Here is a 13,749-nt window from a genome sequence, read left to right on the forward strand (position 1 = left end):
AATGTCAGGAAAAGAAATACGTCTAAAGAAACTATACCACCATTCTGAGAAGTTATTAATTGTCCCATTGGATCATGGTATTACAATTGGTCCTGTTACAGGATTAGCTGAGATAAATGAAACCGTTAAAGCCGTATTTGCAGGTGGTGCAGATGCAGTAGTCGTTCATAAAGGTCTTGTTCGTTATTTAAAGGATACACTTGGTTCAAATAAAGGTGAATTAATTATTCATTTATCTGCGTCTACTTCACTAGCACCTGAAGCACAGGCAAATCGTAAGGAAGTCGTTTCTTCTGTTGAGCATTCGATTCGTTTAGGGGCAACAGCTATTTCGACTCATGTTAATTTAGGTTCACCGTTTGAAGCAGAACAGTTAAGGGATGTTGGTTTAATTGCTGAAGAATGTGACAAATGGGGTTTACCATTACTTGCGATGATGTATGTGCGTGATGGTTCGAAGGAACATGAGTTTGATCCAAATCGTATTCGGCATGCAGCCCGTGTCGCAGAAGAGCTAGGTGCAGATATTGTAAAAGTAAATTATAGTGGATCAGCTGAGTCATTTAAAGATGTGGTTACTGGAGTGAAAATTCCAGTATTAATTGCTGGTGGTGAACGACTAAATTCAAATGCTGATTTGTTAACAATGATTGACGATGCCGTATCTGCTGGTGCTAACGGGATCTCAATAGGCCGTAATATTTTTCAAGCTGAAAACCCGACAAAACTTTGTGAAAGCATTCGTTCAATTTTAGACCAATAAACACGAGGTGGAATATGGATAATAAAATGAATCAAGGAATTGGAAATTTAGCTAAAAAAATAAAGAAATTAAAACAACAAGGAGCAAATGGTGAAGAGATTCAAGTTGCTGTTTTTGACATGTTTAAAGATCTAGGTTTAAACATTCCAATCGATAAAAAAATCAGAGCAACTGAAAGGGATGAATAAAAACGATGGCAAATAAAGAAAATAAACAAATTGTTAAGAAAGCTGTCAAAACGTTTAAGGATCAAATAAATACTGCGTTAGACGGCAATAATCAGTCTAAAGACATTCAAGCAGCTGTTAATGAAATGTTAAATACGTTAAATATTCAAAGACCATAAGGTATGGAGGTTGAACATTTATTTGTTCAGCCTCTTTTTATTTAATTTATTTTAGAAAGTATGCATTCAAATTGTAAAATAAGCCAAAATAGGATGGTGGTAAAAAATACAATTAATAGTGGAGGAAATACAATGCTAAAAAAACTAATCTTGGCTACAACCATTTTGATGACAGCACTACCTACTGTTTCTCATGGTCAAATCAAGACCTTTAAAGAACCACCATTTGAATTTTATAAAGTGTCACCAGGAGATACTTTTTGGTACATAGCACAGCGTTACGGACTAGATTATAGAAAACTTATGGAATTAAATCCAACAGTTGAACCAAGAAATATGCACGTAGGAGAAGTTATTCGCTTAAAAGCAACTGCATCAAGTCCAAGTGGATTTGAAGAACAGGTTGTACAATTAGTTAATCAACAAAGAGCAAAAGCTGGATTAAGACCTCTTACACATCGCGCTGATGTGAAAAATGTTGCCCAGAAAAAAGCTGAAGATATGATTAATTCAAATTATTTTTCTCATACAAGTCCAAACTATGGTTCACCATTTGATATGTTAAAAACATTTGGAATAAGCTATTCCTATGCTGGAGAAAACATTGCAAAAGGCCAAAAAACTCCACAAGAAGTGATGAATGCATGGATGAACTCATCAGGTCATAGAGCAAACATATTAAAGCCAGAATTTGATACAATTGGTGTTGGGTTTTATCATGGTGCATGGGTTCAGATGTTTATTAAGGCGAGATAATCATAAAAACAGTAGTAGTGTTGGCTTGTTGTACTGAATGCTAGAGCATTAATCTAAATTAGAAAAACAAGGGGTGGTGTTATTCACCCCTATGTTTCTGATTATTAAAACTAGATTTAATCGTTTCTTTTAAAAACATCCCTACCAACTGCTCCGACAGACACATTTGTTTCTGACCTTGTATTAATATCATCTTCACGTCTAGCTTTATCATGTGAATGTTGTTGGTCAGAACCAAGATAAGCTGATTTATGTTTTGCTTCAGTCTTGATAAATTGATCAAAATTTTGGTTTACCATATCATCTTTCATCTCCGATAACTTTTATGTTTATGTTTCTTCCCTATCATAACCTTTTTCCTATTTTTCATGACCTTAATTTAAATGAAAAAGGTACCAGTTAAGGTACCTTTTTGCCAATTATATGAAATTGAAGTTGTTATCTTGCTCCGCCACTCATTTGTGATTGAGCAAAAGAAACTAAACGTTTTGTGATTTCTCCACCAACTGATCCATTTGCACGAGATGTTGTTTCTCCACCAAGGTTTACACCAAATTCTGAAGCGATTTCATATTTCATTTGGTCGATCGCCTGAGCAGCACCAGGTACCACTAGTTGATTTGAGTTATTACCATTGCTTGCCATGTTGAATCCATCTCCTTTATGAATAATTGTTTGGTGGGTTAAGTTGGATTTGCACCAAGCTTTTAACCTTCTAGGCTAACCCGTGATTAGTTAGGACTATTATGATTCAATGATTAATTTTTATACTATTTTCTTTTTCTAAGGTTCTGAAGTTCACTGATGATTTTGGCACTTTGTTTGGACATCTGCAGCGGAAGTCAATAACCAAGTTTAAACAAGTGCCTTTTCATAAGCTAATAATCTTTGTGATGTTGTTGATAATAATATCTCACGTTTAAATTGAATTATTCTTCCGCTAACCTGGTAAATATAGTCAATTTTAAGATAGACGAAAGAACGACATTTTCTTGGATCTATTGGCTAACCTGAAAAATGTTGTGGAATAATAGCATCAATATTATGATTTATTAGGAGTTGACATCGTGGCAAGCGTTACTATCGAGAAAAGCAAGCATATAACATACGATGATATTGGTGAAGGAATACCTGTTATCTTTATTCATCCACCTGGTATGGGAAGACATGTTTTCTATTATCAACGAAATCTTAGCAGGGACATGAGAGTAATATTCCCAGATTTGTCCGGTCATGGAGATAGCTCGAAGATAACTAGTGAAGAAGTAACAATAGAATATTATAGCAAAGAAATAATTGCTCTTATTAATGAGTTGAAATTAAAGAAAGTAGTTTTATGTGGATATTCTGCAGGTGGTGCAATTGCACAATATATTAGCTCTCATTTTCAAGACCGTGTGGGTGGCTTAATATTATTTGGAGGATATCCAGCTGTATTAAATTCTTCTCTTAGATTGGAGCATAAGCTTGGTATGTATATGGTTAATCACCATAAAAACCTTTTAACACATATTTTAGCAATGAGTCATACTAAAAATGATAAATTAAAAAAATTACTTATTACTCATATGAATAAATCACAGCAAGGTGTTTGGTATAGATATTATGAAGAGGTCCTTCATATGAATATCATTGAAGATATTTGTAAAATTAACGTACCATTGTTATGGATGGATGGAACGAGGTCAGATGCAATAAATCGATACAATACTTACTTTAAAAAAAGAACATCTGATTATCGCATTGTCCTATTTAAACATGTCAATCACCAAGTACCAACAAAGAAATGGAAACAAGTAAATGAAGAAATTGTCCAATATATTCTTAACTTAGACACAATGAAAGAAAATCTTTGAATTTTAGCAGGAAATAAAAGAAAAATGAATAATATTATATAGATTGCAGTTTTTTATTTGCTCCTAGTCCGAGGAATAAAAAAATATAGACATTCTAATCGTTATAGCTGGAGGAGAGAAGCATGGAAATTTTAAGGAAACAATTTGGAGAATATAAGGGAGAACCAGTATATTCATTTACGTTTCAAAATAATCAAGGTATGAAAGTAACTTGTATTTCCCTTGGTTGTATTATTACAGAGGTGCTAACACCTAATAAAGCAGGAGAATTTGAAAATGTCGTTCTTGGCTTTGATGATGTAAATAATTATATAGAAAATTCTCCATATTTTGGCGCAGTCGTTGGGCGTGTTGCAGGAAGAATTAGTAGTGGAAGTTTTGATTTAGATGGAAAAACCTATACCTTGCCCAAAAATGAAAGCGACAATCATTTACACGGTGGACCAGAAGGCTTCGATCGAAAGCTTTGGAAAGCCGAAATTGTGGAACATGAAAATGAGGTAGGTGTGGAATTTTCATATTTAAGCAAGGATGGGGAAGCTGGTTATCCAGGTAATTTATCTGTTAAGGTAACGTATCTATTAAATAATCAAAATGAATTGTTAATTTCATACGCTGCTACAACTGATAAGAAAACATTGGTTAATTTGACTAATCATACATATTTTAATTTAAGTGGTGATGTAAAAACAGATATCTTATCCCATAAATTAAAATTAAAAAGCAAACAATTCCTTGAACTAAGTGAGCAATTAATTCCAACTGGTGCTTTTCTTGATACTGAAAATACACCTTTTGACTTTAGAAAAGGTAAAACAATTCAAGAAGGCATCACAGCAGACCATGATCAAGTTAAATTAGTAGGTCAAGGTATTGACCATCCATTCGTACTAGAAGAAAATCATAATCAAGAGATTATATTGCTTGATGAACAAAGTGGTAGAAAATTAATCGTTGAAACAGATGAACCAAGTGTAGTTATATACACGTCAAATATGATGGATGACAGTTTTCAAATTCGAGATGTCCAATCTAAAAAGTATTTAGGAATATGTTTAGAAACTCAAGGGCTACCAGACTCAATTCATCATGCTGAATTTTCTCCGTGTATATTAGATGTCGGAGAGAAGTATAAAACAACAACAAAGTATACATTTACTACAGCTGATTAAAACAAAAAACTGCTCTAATACTCTGTAAAATGAAGGATAGGTGAATGTACCTTTTTATAAATAGAGTAAGTGTTTATCTTTAATGTCACACATAAAAAAATTAAGTACATCACTTCTATATAGTGGTGTACTTTTTTATTTATTTCTTATTCAAGTAGTGCAGTTTTGTTGAAGAAGGAATTTGTATGTTTGAAAAAGAATTATTTTATAATAAATGTTTATTTTTTAAGGAGGATATATGAAATTTATTTTAATATTTGGACCACAGGCAGTTGGTAAAATGACCGTTGGACATGAATTAGAAAAAATAACTGAACTGAAACTTTTTCATAATCATATGACAATTGAGTTCGTTACTCCTTTTTTTAGTTATGGATCTGAAGTAGGAAAAAGATTGGTTAACTTATTTCGCCAAGAAATATTTGAAGAAGTTTCTAAAAGTAATTTATATGGTTTGATTTTTACTTATGTATGGGCATTTGACCAGCAAGCTGATTGGGATTATGTTGATAAAATCTGTAATATTTTTGAATCTAAAGGTGGAAGTGTTCACTTTGTAGAACTTGAAGCAGATATTGAAGAAAGAATAGATCGTAACAAAAGTCCCCAAAGACTTGAACATAAGCCGACAAAAAGAAATATAAAGTGGTCAGAAAACGAATTAAAAACCAGTTTGGAAAAACATAGATTAAATTCAAAAGATGGGGAAATAACAAAGGAAAACTACATTAAAATAAACAATACTAATTTAAGTGCAGAAGACGTTGCAAAAATGATTAAAGAAAAATTTCAATTATAGTAGGACTAAATAGATGGAATGGATACTCCTGCTTGCAGGTGTTATTTGGTTTATCTCCAAAAAAAGGATAAATAGAGCATATTTTATTCTGCTCATCTATCCTTACTAATTTACCCCCAAAAAATGTCTGAGATTAAATTAAAATATATGTTATTAAGGGATTAAACAAAATATCTTGATTTTTAATAATAGCGTTTTTTATTATATAAAGCTCACTGTTGATTATTGCACTTTGTTGTGTGAAAAGGCTGAAGCGGTTATCACCAACTAAGTAACAGAGCCTACTTTAGAATTTTAAAATATAACTTAATCCCCATATGGATAAGACACGTGAATACTATCAATTGTCCCTGGTTCATCTTGAATAACATTTAGAGATTGCATATAATTTGCAAATTCCTTCTGAATCTCTTTAGGTGCACCCTCTTTTAAGTGCCAGTTACCAGGCTCATCAACAAAATATTCACTGTTTACAAAGTTAGGATACTTTTTAGGCAACCTTATCACTCCATTTCTATATATAATCCTCTTTAGGTTTACCTTATATGGGAGTTTAAATCTTGTTAAATGAGTGTTTTTTCAAAACATAATGGGAATAGGGAGATAATTAACGATAATTTACTCAATGGCAATTTAAAAAGCTGATAGCATATGTCTTTAGAGAGGACAATATGAATCAGCTTTTTAATTAGTCTATTTCGAGGTTATTGTTTCCTTTTCTTTTTTGTCTTTTTCAACCGTTATTCTATGGTGGAAGAAGCCTGACTTTGTAAAAAGTTGTGTAACGAATCCTGTTATTTGTTTATAATTATCTTCGATTTTTTCGACTACATAATTAAATCTTTCAAACAATGTTGCTTTTAGATTGTCTATATCTCTTGACATCTTTTGGTTTAATGCTTCTTGATGCTCTAGTCGTTCAAGAATCGTTTTATGGAAAGATTCCTGTAATTCAAGAGTTTTTAGTATATCAGCGTTTATAGTATTTTGTTCCTCTAATTGATCGCTAAGACTATGATGAAGACCACCGAATTGTTCGATTTTTTTCGAAAGTTGTTGAATGGCTGTATCCTGAATGGTTAGCTGATCAACAATCGCTTGATTTATTAATCCTTCATTATCATATTTTTTTATTAATTCATGATTAAATTCATCGATAGCTTCAAATCGCTCTAACAATGTTTTGTAAGCTTGCTCTTGTCTTGTAATATTTTCAATTAGTGGTGTTGTCCGTTTTTCCTGATGTTCAATTTGTTTTAAAACATGGTTAAAATATTGTTCTTGTTCATTTCTCGTTTCGTTTACTAGATTATTTACCTCATTTGAGGCATTTTTTAATGAGGAATTTATATTACTCTGCTGCTTAATAAATTCCTGCAGATAATTTTTTCGAAAAGAATCTTGATTGGAAGTTATTTTTATTTCTGAACTTTGTTTATATAATGTACGGTTTTCTTGATTTTTTATATAGACCATTATTTTCACTCCTCTCATTAAAAACGGAAATGATGTTAATAGCTTATGTGCTAACCCAATGTTTTGATCACTATTTTTTCTAAAGATAAAAATGTAGGATTTCTTAACAGGTAGGACATACTAGTGAGGATAAAATAGAAAGGTGGTTGAGAGATGAGTATAGAGTGGTTTGACCGTGTAAGTGGTGAATTACAGGAGCATCTTGAATCAATTTGTGAAAAATATGATCAAGTAGGTCATATGTCAATTGATCGTGGTGCAAAACATCCAAGAATTGAATTTTTTGTAGAGACAGAAGATGATGATCGCGATTATTTTTGCACATTGTTTTTCGATCCTCATAATGAAGACTTCTATATTGAAACATTTGATTTTGAATACGAGCAAACCTCTAGAACGCTTCTTTCAGATATAGAAGACATTATTGATGCTGTACATGAAAGCTTTCATATTTTTATGAATGACGATTATGACGAGGATGAGGAGTCTTTTGAAGTGGATTCGGATGATATAGATTCGGATATATTTGAAGAAATTGATGTTGAATGGGAGACACCTGAGGTTACAGCTTTTACATATGAGGATGAAGTAGAAGTAACGTATCAATTTGGTGTCGTACAAGAAACTGGTGATGGTGTTCTTCGACGCATCAATCGGATACGGACTGACGATGATGATTTAATTAAAGATGAAACTAATTTTATTTTTAGTAAAGAAGAGGCTAGTACGATTATTGCTATGATTGCAAGTCATATGGATTCATTATCTGAGTTTGATTTGCAATAAATGATCTTTATTAAATGCGAAAAAATTCCCCCCTTAAAAAGGGGGAGAATATGAATCAAAATTCTAATTGAGGTAAGAGTTCACATGTTAACTTTTTTCATTGACCTCTTTATTCTTAATGTATTTAATAAAAACATCTTTGATCATTGCACCTGTTGAGATGATTTTTCCAGCTTTAAAAGCTGTAAAACCATCTCCACCTAGTGCTAAATAGTCACTGATGGCAACAGTATATACTTGGGAAGGTATTATTTCCTTCCCTTTATTGTCTCGTAAATCTTTGATTTTTCCCCCAGCTTTTGTATTTTCTTCAATGTGATATGAAACCCCAACAGTTTGTAATAAATTCTTTTTGTGCAACTGTTGTTCTAACACAGCTTTGATTTGCTTTCCTGTTAATTTGATTTTTACCACCTTGTGATTAAAAGGTATTGAGCGGTAAATATCTTCAACCGTAATATCACCTTTATTTAAGTTTAGTCTAATACCTCCGTGATGAATAAAAGCAATATCAGTATTCATCTCTTCCATCATTGATTTGCTTATTAATTTTGCGAGAAGGGATTCTCCTTGCTTATCCTTTTTTCTAGAAATTGAGTTGTTAGCCGTCATGATTACTTCATTCATTTTATAATTTAACTTCGATTTATATTTATTAATTAGCTTAATTGTTGCCTTGTCTGGTTCAATAAATTGATGCAAAGTTAGATGAGTTTTTGCATTTTTCTTAATAATTTCACCTGACCTAGAATCTAACTCAAGTTGTACTTGTGATATCGCTTTACCATAGGAATATCCTTGAACAATTAATTTATCATCTACTAAAGTATTCGCAAATGCGTGATTATGCCCTGCAAAAATTACATCTACTTCATCATGTATCAGTGGTGCCATTTTGACCATAGCTTGCTCTGGTTTATCACCGGTTAGATTTGATGTAGCAGAAACATGAGCTAATACAACAATTGCTTTAACTCCTGTATTCAGTAATTGTCTTGTGGCTTGATTAATCGCAGTGACTTCGTCAATTATATCTACTTGCTCTCGATTCTTGTAGACGACAAAATCATTCGTTTCTGTTGTGACAACACCAATAAAGCCGATTTTAACTCCGTTTATTTCTTTTATTGTAAAAGCTGGGAAAAGTGGAGAATTTGTCTTTTTTTCAATTACATTTGCGGCAATATAGGAAGTAGTGGACCCATTATAGCTATTTTCTTGATCCCCGCTTAATAGTCTTTGCATTTCTGGAACACCATTATCAAATTCATGATTTCCAAGAGTCCCTATATCCACCTTTAATAGGTTTAGAAATTCGATCGTTGGTTCATCTTGGTATAGAGCAGAAATAGGTGGACTAGCACCGACCATATCACCAGCATGAACAAGTATAGTATGTTTTTGTTGAAGTTTTAATTTATTAATATAGGCTGCTACATACTCTGCACCTCCAACTTTTTGCCCGAAAATTTCTTGGTATGTATTTAATTGTCCATGAAAATCATTCATTCCAAGTAATTGTACTTTTACCATATCACCGCTTGTTGAATGATTTGCTGCAGAGTAAACAGATGTAGTTAAGAGGAGAAGGCTAATACAGCTAAACAGGATAATCTTTCTTTGCCTAGTCAAGTTATATCCCTCCTTATTCATTTTCTAAAATAAGCTTAGCACTCATAAATTAATTTCAACTTAAGTGTGCGTAAAGTTTTAATGAATTTATAAATTTGTACATAAGCTAAATTTATATGTAGGGTTTTCAACAGGAAACCACGAAAGTATAAGGGTACAAAGACTTTTAAGATGATTTTGACTTATAATATGTAATCTTTTTGTAAAAGGCTTTTACAAAAGTGGTAGGAAAAGGCGGGGTTACATGGATCAGTTTAAGAACGATCTAAAGGAAGAGCAATCGAGAATAAATTTTGTTAGGAATAAAATGATCGAAGATGTTGCTTTTTTACAAAAACAAACATCCTCGGTGAAAACGGATATCGTCAACATTCGTAAAAACTTTTGGGATGACGTCACTGTCAATATGGATGATGCAGTTGAAGCAGGGGAAACAGCAACAAGTATTAAGCAGCAAGCAGAATTTTTATCCGAACGTGAGCATCGTCATAAACACCTTGATCGTGATTTGAAAAATTTAAAAAGACTTATTGATACCCCTTATTTTGCGCGTATAGATTTTTTAGATGATGGGGAAAGAGTATTAGAAAGCATTTATTTAGGAATTGCTTCCTATCTTGACCGTAACTCAGATGAGTTTTTAGTCTATGATTGGCGAGCGCCAATTTCAAGTTTGTATTATGATTACTCGCTTGGACCTGCAGAATTTACTGCACCTGGTGGAACTGTTCGTGGTGAGTTAAAGCTTAAAAGGCAATTTATTATTAAGGATGCAATTATTGAAGGTATGTTTGATTCCGGAATTACAATCGGAGATGAGCTTCTTAAAGAAGTACTTGGGAAACAGTCAGATACACAAATGAAGAATATAGTTGCTACAATTCAGCAGGAACAAAACAAAGTGATTCGAAACGAAAAAGGAAAGCTCCTTATTGTTCAAGGTGCAGCTGGAAGTGGTAAGACTTCTGCCGCTCTCCAACGAGTAGCATTCCTCTTGTATAAATATCGAGAAACATTAGAAGCTGAGGAAATTCTTTTATTTTCACCAAATCCGATGTTTAATAGCTATATTAGAAATGTTTTACCAGAGCTTGGTGAAGAAAATATGCAACAAACAACGTTTCAACAATATTTACAACATTCTCTTGGAGAATATTTTGAGATTGAGGATCCGTTTTCTCAGATGGAGTATATGTTAACTGCACAAAAAGAAGATTTTTATGAAATAAGACATAAAGCGGCAAAGTATAAATCCTCTTTTCAATATATGGATAAAATAGAAAGTTATCTTACTTATTTAGGTAAGCAAGGGATGGTTTTTCGAGATATCACATTTAGAGGTAATGTGCTTTTTAGCTCGGACGCAATTTATTCCTATTTCTACTCGCTTAGCCCAACGATTTCGATTACTAATCGAGTAAAACTCGTTTCAGATTGGTTGGTAAGTGAACTAAAGAAACTTGAGAAAAAAGAGCGAAATAAGGAATGGGTAGAAGAAGAGATTCAGTTTTTAAGTAAAGAGGAATATCAATTTTATTATCAAAAGCTGAGTAAGCAAAAAAGGTTTTCCCAGGATACGTTTGATGATTTTAATCGTGAGCAAGAAAACTTAAGTAAATATGTTGTGAAACGTCATTTCAATTCAATTAAAAAGCAAATTGCTAACCATGACTTTATTGATATACCAGCAATTTATCAGCAATTGTTTAAATTGCCAGGAGAAACCTTTGAAAAAAACGTAGGTGATGAAATTTCAGACTCAGATTGGGCAGATATTTGCTCATTTTCAATTAATGAGATTAACCATGAAAGGCTCACCTATGAGGATGCAACACCATTTTTATATGTTAAGGAGAAAATAGAGGGTTTTAAAGTAAATACTAGTGTTAAATATGTGTTTATCGATGAAGCCCAAGATTATTCTGCATTTCAATTTGCTTTTATAAAGCATATATTTCCAAATGCGAGATTTACTGTGCTTGGTGATTTGAATCAAGCGATTTATGCACATCATTCTTATTCAGGGATTGAAGCGCTTAAGTTTTTATTTGATTCTGAACGAACGGAAAGGATTGAGCTAAAAAGGAGTTATCGTTCAACTAAACAAATTATTGAATTTACACGTGCACTACTGGAAAACGGAAACGAAATAGATCCCTTTAATCGACAAGGCAGTAAGCCGGTTATGGTTGAAAAAGACTCTACAGAAGCGTTAATAAACGGGATTGCTCAAAGAGTTAAAACACTAGATTCGTACAAGTCAATTGCAATTATTTGTAAAACAGCGCAGGAAAGCGAAAATGTATATAAATTACTAAAAGAGAAAACGGAAGTTCATTTAGTTGATAAAAGAACTAATGAATTTGGTTTAGGAGTCGTCATTATTCCGGCTTATTTAGCAAAAGGCATTGAATTTGATGCAGTTTTCATATTTAATGGGTCTAAGGAGCAATATGGATCTGAAGATGTTAGAAAACTTTTCTATACTGCATGTACACGGGCAATGCATGAATTATTTGTATATTATAAAGGAGAAATAACACCATTTATCAGTGAAATACCTCAGCACCTATATAATGAAGAGTTTTAGTATGTAAGAGGGAGGGACAGTGTGGAAATCCTTGCAAATCTACCATATATTATAGTTACGAGATCGATTGAAAATAATATTCAGTTCCAAAGGGAAGAGGAGCACGAGATTACATTGTCTTCTCAGCAGGTTTGTACATCTTTTGATTCTTTTTTATTGGATGAAGTATTAGATATTTCATACCGCTTTTTTTCAAAAGACATGGGTTTTCTCTATTTGCACACGACAAAAGGGATGCATGCTTATGCAGTAAAAACAAGTCCAAAGCCTTTTATCGAGAAATTTAAAAGTATTAAGTAATTTCATTAGAAAGGGACTATTATTATCAACCAATATGTTGACAAAATAGTCCCTCAATTAGGTGTAATATTTATGTATTACGATTGATTTCAAACTTTTTCATTTCAATAAAACGTTTAAAATCTTCTTTGCCTATTCCAGATCTCATCGCTTCTTTTACCAAGTACATTATCTCTTGATTAACATTAACAGCATCCCCAGCAAGAAAAACATTATTGTTAGCGTTCATACCTTTCCCCCTTAAGATGTTTTTAGAGATAATACCCTTTATTTTAAGAAACAAAACCTAAAAATAAGTTTTTTAAGTGAAAATAAAAACCTGACAGGTCATTGACCTGTCAGGACACTAGATTAAAAGATATTCAAAATATAAGCTATGTTTACTCAAGTAAATCTTTGCAATTAAATCCTTGTTGTTTTAGCATTTGAGGTACATCTTTATAATTGTTGTTATAATGGCTTTCTTTATAAAAACTTGAAATTCTATTTGTCCATGTTGAGTTATTTTGCCCATTTGATTTTATCAATTGTTGTTCTTTAAAAACCTCATTATATGACTTTATGTACTTCTCTTGGTTGTTGTTGTATTCTTCTTTATGAACAAAAGTCTCTTTAGCTAAACGCGGATTTAATCCTGGATCGTCGCTTCCATAACCAATACATAAACCAGCAATTGGAATAACATACTGTGGTAACTGTAAAAGTTCAATTACTTCAAGGGGCTGTCTGCGTATACCACCTATCGGTACAACACCTAAACCTAAAGATTCTGAAGCTGCTATGGCATTGCTTAGCGCAATGCCAACGTCTGTTGCTCCAACTAAAAGGATATCTGCATCATGAATAGCTTCGAATGGTACATTTTCGATGTCACTTGCCATTTTTGCTCGATTAAAATCAGCACAAAAGACTAAAAATGTTGGTGCTTGCTTAATGTGTTCTTGATTCCCGCAAAATGTTGCGAGCTTTTGTTTCCGCTCCTTATTTTGCACAACAATTACAGAAACTTGCTGACCATGAATCCATGTAGGAGCTGCTTGTGCAGCCGAGAGTATCGCATTAAGATGTTCATTTTCAATCTGTTTTTCTTCAAATTTTCGAAATGAACGATGACTTGTTAATGTTTTAATAACTTCATTCATGCTTAATCCTCCTCAATCACTAATGCAGTAACTGTACTTTACTTTGGTATTATTTTCAAATAATTCGATTTAAATGATAAACTAAGTAACAAAGTAGTGCTATTCATCAGGCTTTTCAAAAGGCGATCTGC

At 32.7% G+C, this 13,749-nt stretch carries 17 protein-coding genes; 10 read left to right on the forward strand and 7 right to left on the reverse strand.

The window, feature by feature from the left end; genetic code table 11:
* The first annotated feature begins 1 nt into the window (after position 1).
* From WCV66_RS14355 to WCV66_RS14370, 4 genes are all read left to right on the forward strand, one after another.
* Positions 2 to 763 (forward strand): 2-amino-3,7-dideoxy-D-threo-hept-6-ulosonate synthase, encoded by a 762-nt coding sequence (locus WCV66_RS14355; RefSeq protein ID WP_066334055.1) that lies wholly within the window; start codon positions 2 to 4, stop codon positions 761 to 763.
* 14 nt (positions 764 to 777) lie between these two features.
* The gene (locus WCV66_RS14360) at positions 778 to 951 is read left to right on the forward strand and encodes a hypothetical protein (protein ID WP_338785804.1); all 174 of its coding nucleotides are present in this window, start codon (positions 778 to 780) and stop codon (positions 949 to 951) included.
* Positions 952 to 956: 5 nt separating this feature from the next.
* Positions 957 to 1,109, forward strand: coding sequence for a hypothetical protein (locus tag WCV66_RS14365; protein WP_338785805.1), 153 nt, complete (start codon positions 957 to 959; stop codon positions 1,107 to 1,109).
* 132 nt (positions 1,110 to 1,241) lie between these two features.
* On the forward strand, positions 1,242 to 1,865 hold the full coding sequence (locus tag WCV66_RS14370) for a CAP domain-containing protein (protein ID WP_338785806.1): 624 nt from the start codon (positions 1,242 to 1,244) through the stop codon (positions 1,863 to 1,865).
* A gap of 116 nt (positions 1,866 to 1,981) precedes the next feature.
* Here the strand turns inward: WCV66_RS14370 and WCV66_RS14375 are convergent, their stop codons facing one another.
* Both WCV66_RS14375 and WCV66_RS14380 read right to left on the reverse strand, forming a co-directional pair.
* Positions 1,982 to 2,164: a hypothetical protein gene (locus WCV66_RS14375; RefSeq protein ID WP_338785807.1), complete on the reverse strand. Its 183-nt coding sequence runs from the start codon at positions 2,162 to 2,164 to the stop codon at positions 1,982 to 1,984.
* A 139-nt stretch (positions 2,165 to 2,303) separates the two neighbouring features.
* Positions 2,304 to 2,510, reverse strand: a complete 207-nt coding sequence (locus WCV66_RS14380; protein WP_066334046.1) for an alpha/beta-type small acid-soluble spore protein — start codon at positions 2,508 to 2,510, stop codon at positions 2,304 to 2,306.
* A 422-nt stretch (positions 2,511 to 2,932) separates the two neighbouring features.
* Between WCV66_RS14380 and WCV66_RS14385 the strand changes: the two genes are divergently transcribed.
* The 3 genes from WCV66_RS14385 to WCV66_RS14395 all read left to right on the forward strand — a co-directional run bounded on the left by WCV66_RS14385 (position 2,933) and on the right by WCV66_RS14395 (position 5,692).
* Positions 2,933 to 3,721, forward strand: a complete 789-nt coding sequence (locus WCV66_RS14385; RefSeq protein ID WP_338785808.1) for an alpha/beta hydrolase — start codon at positions 2,933 to 2,935, stop codon at positions 3,719 to 3,721.
* Positions 3,722 to 3,843: 122 nt separating this feature from the next.
* The gene (locus WCV66_RS14390) at positions 3,844 to 4,893 is read left to right on the forward strand and encodes an aldose epimerase family protein (protein ID WP_338785809.1); all 1,050 of its coding nucleotides are present in this window, start codon (positions 3,844 to 3,846) and stop codon (positions 4,891 to 4,893) included.
* Positions 4,894 to 5,131: 238 nt separating this feature from the next.
* Positions 5,132 to 5,692 (forward strand): AAA family ATPase, encoded by a 561-nt coding sequence (locus WCV66_RS14395; protein WP_338785810.1) that lies wholly within the window; start codon positions 5,132 to 5,134, stop codon positions 5,690 to 5,692.
* A 306-nt stretch (positions 5,693 to 5,998) separates the two neighbouring features.
* Here WCV66_RS14395 and WCV66_RS14400 read toward each other — a convergent pair whose 3' ends face one another.
* A complete protein-coding gene (locus tag WCV66_RS14400; RefSeq protein WP_338785811.1) occupies positions 5,999 to 6,190 on the reverse strand; it encodes a hypothetical protein in 192 nt (63 codons plus the stop codon).
* A gap of 195 nt (positions 6,191 to 6,385) precedes the next feature.
* On the reverse strand, positions 6,386 to 7,168 hold the full coding sequence (locus WCV66_RS14405) for a hypothetical protein (RefSeq protein WP_338785812.1): 783 nt from the start codon (positions 7,166 to 7,168) through the stop codon (positions 6,386 to 6,388).
* Positions 7,169 to 7,321: 153 nt separating this feature from the next.
* Between WCV66_RS14405 and WCV66_RS14410 the strand changes: the two genes are divergently transcribed.
* Positions 7,322 to 7,954 (forward strand): hypothetical protein, encoded by a 633-nt coding sequence (locus tag WCV66_RS14410; protein WP_066334024.1) that lies wholly within the window; start codon positions 7,322 to 7,324, stop codon positions 7,952 to 7,954.
* 87 nt (positions 7,955 to 8,041) lie between these two features.
* Here the strand turns inward: WCV66_RS14410 and WCV66_RS14415 are convergent, their stop codons facing one another.
* The gene (locus WCV66_RS14415; protein WP_338785813.1) at positions 8,042 to 9,586 is read right to left on the reverse strand and encodes a bifunctional metallophosphatase/5'-nucleotidase; all 1,545 of its coding nucleotides are present in this window, start codon (positions 9,584 to 9,586) and stop codon (positions 8,042 to 8,044) included.
* Positions 9,587 to 9,830: 244 nt separating this feature from the next.
* Between WCV66_RS14415 and helD the strand changes: the two genes are divergently transcribed.
* Entirely contained in the window at positions 9,831 to 12,176 is a 2,346-nt protein-coding gene (gene helD, locus WCV66_RS14420; protein WP_338785814.1) for an RNA polymerase recycling motor HelD, read from the forward strand.
* Positions 12,177 to 12,197: 21 nt separating this feature from the next.
* Positions 12,198 to 12,476 (forward strand): hypothetical protein, encoded by a 279-nt coding sequence (locus WCV66_RS14425; RefSeq protein WP_338785815.1) that lies wholly within the window; start codon positions 12,198 to 12,200, stop codon positions 12,474 to 12,476.
* A gap of 70 nt (positions 12,477 to 12,546) precedes the next feature.
* On the opposite strand, the gene WCV66_RS14430 is transcribed toward WCV66_RS14425, so the two are convergent.
* Together WCV66_RS14430 and WCV66_RS14435 are read right to left on the reverse strand one after the other, a co-directional pair.
* Positions 12,547 to 12,705 (reverse strand): anti-repressor SinI family protein, encoded by a 159-nt coding sequence (locus tag WCV66_RS14430; RefSeq protein ID WP_157094413.1) that lies wholly within the window; start codon positions 12,703 to 12,705, stop codon positions 12,547 to 12,549.
* 151 nt (positions 12,706 to 12,856) lie between these two features.
* Complete coding sequence (locus tag WCV66_RS14435) at positions 12,857 to 13,618, reverse strand: NADPH-dependent oxidoreductase (protein WP_338785816.1); 762 nt, start codon at positions 13,616 to 13,618, stop codon at positions 12,857 to 12,859.
* Positions 13,619 to 13,749: the final 131 nt, after the last annotated feature.

It is taken from the genome of Metabacillus rhizosphaerae (assembly GCF_037201795.1).
GTDB lineage: Bacteria > Bacillota > Bacilli > Bacillales > Bacillaceae > Metabacillus > Metabacillus rhizosphaerae.

Excerpts from the sequence above, each read along its gene's own strand:
- WCV66_RS14355 (WP_066334055.1), top strand. The coding sequence starts at position 2 with ATGTCAGGAAAAGAAATACGTCTAAAGAAACTATACCACCATTCTGAG.
- WCV66_RS14360 (WP_338785804.1), top strand. The coding sequence starts at position 778 with ATGGATAATAAAATGAATCAAGGAATTGGAAATTTAGCTAAAAAAATA.
- WCV66_RS14365 (WP_338785805.1), top strand. The coding sequence starts at position 957 with ATGGCAAATAAAGAAAATAAACAAATTGTTAAGAAAGCTGTCAAAACG.
- WCV66_RS14370 (WP_338785806.1), top strand. The coding sequence starts at position 1,242 with ATGCTAAAAAAACTAATCTTGGCTACAACCATTTTGATGACAGCACTA.
- WCV66_RS14375 (WP_338785807.1), bottom strand. The coding sequence starts at position 2,164 with ATGGTAAACCAAAATTTTGATCAATTTATCAAGACTGAAGCAAAACAT.
- WCV66_RS14380 (WP_066334046.1), bottom strand. The coding sequence starts at position 2,510 with ATGGCAAGCAATGGTAATAACTCAAATCAACTAGTGGTACCTGGTGCT.
- WCV66_RS14390 (WP_338785809.1), top strand. The coding sequence starts at position 3,844 with ATGGAAATTTTAAGGAAACAATTTGGAGAATATAAGGGAGAACCAGTA.
- WCV66_RS14395 (WP_338785810.1), top strand. The coding sequence starts at position 5,132 with ATGAAATTTATTTTAATATTTGGACCACAGGCAGTTGGTAAAATGACC.
- WCV66_RS14405 (WP_338785812.1), bottom strand. The coding sequence starts at position 7,168 with ATGGTCTATATAAAAAATCAAGAAAACCGTACATTATATAAACAAAGT.
- WCV66_RS14410 (WP_066334024.1), top strand. The coding sequence starts at position 7,322 with ATGAGTATAGAGTGGTTTGACCGTGTAAGTGGTGAATTACAGGAGCAT.
- helD (WP_338785814.1), top strand. The coding sequence starts at position 9,831 with ATGGATCAGTTTAAGAACGATCTAAAGGAAGAGCAATCGAGAATAAAT.
- WCV66_RS14430 (WP_157094413.1), bottom strand. The coding sequence starts at position 12,705 with ATGAACGCTAACAATAATGTTTTTCTTGCTGGGGATGCTGTTAATGTT.
- WCV66_RS14435 (WP_338785816.1), bottom strand. The coding sequence starts at position 13,618 with ATGAATGAAGTTATTAAAACATTAACAAGTCATCGTTCATTTCGAAAA.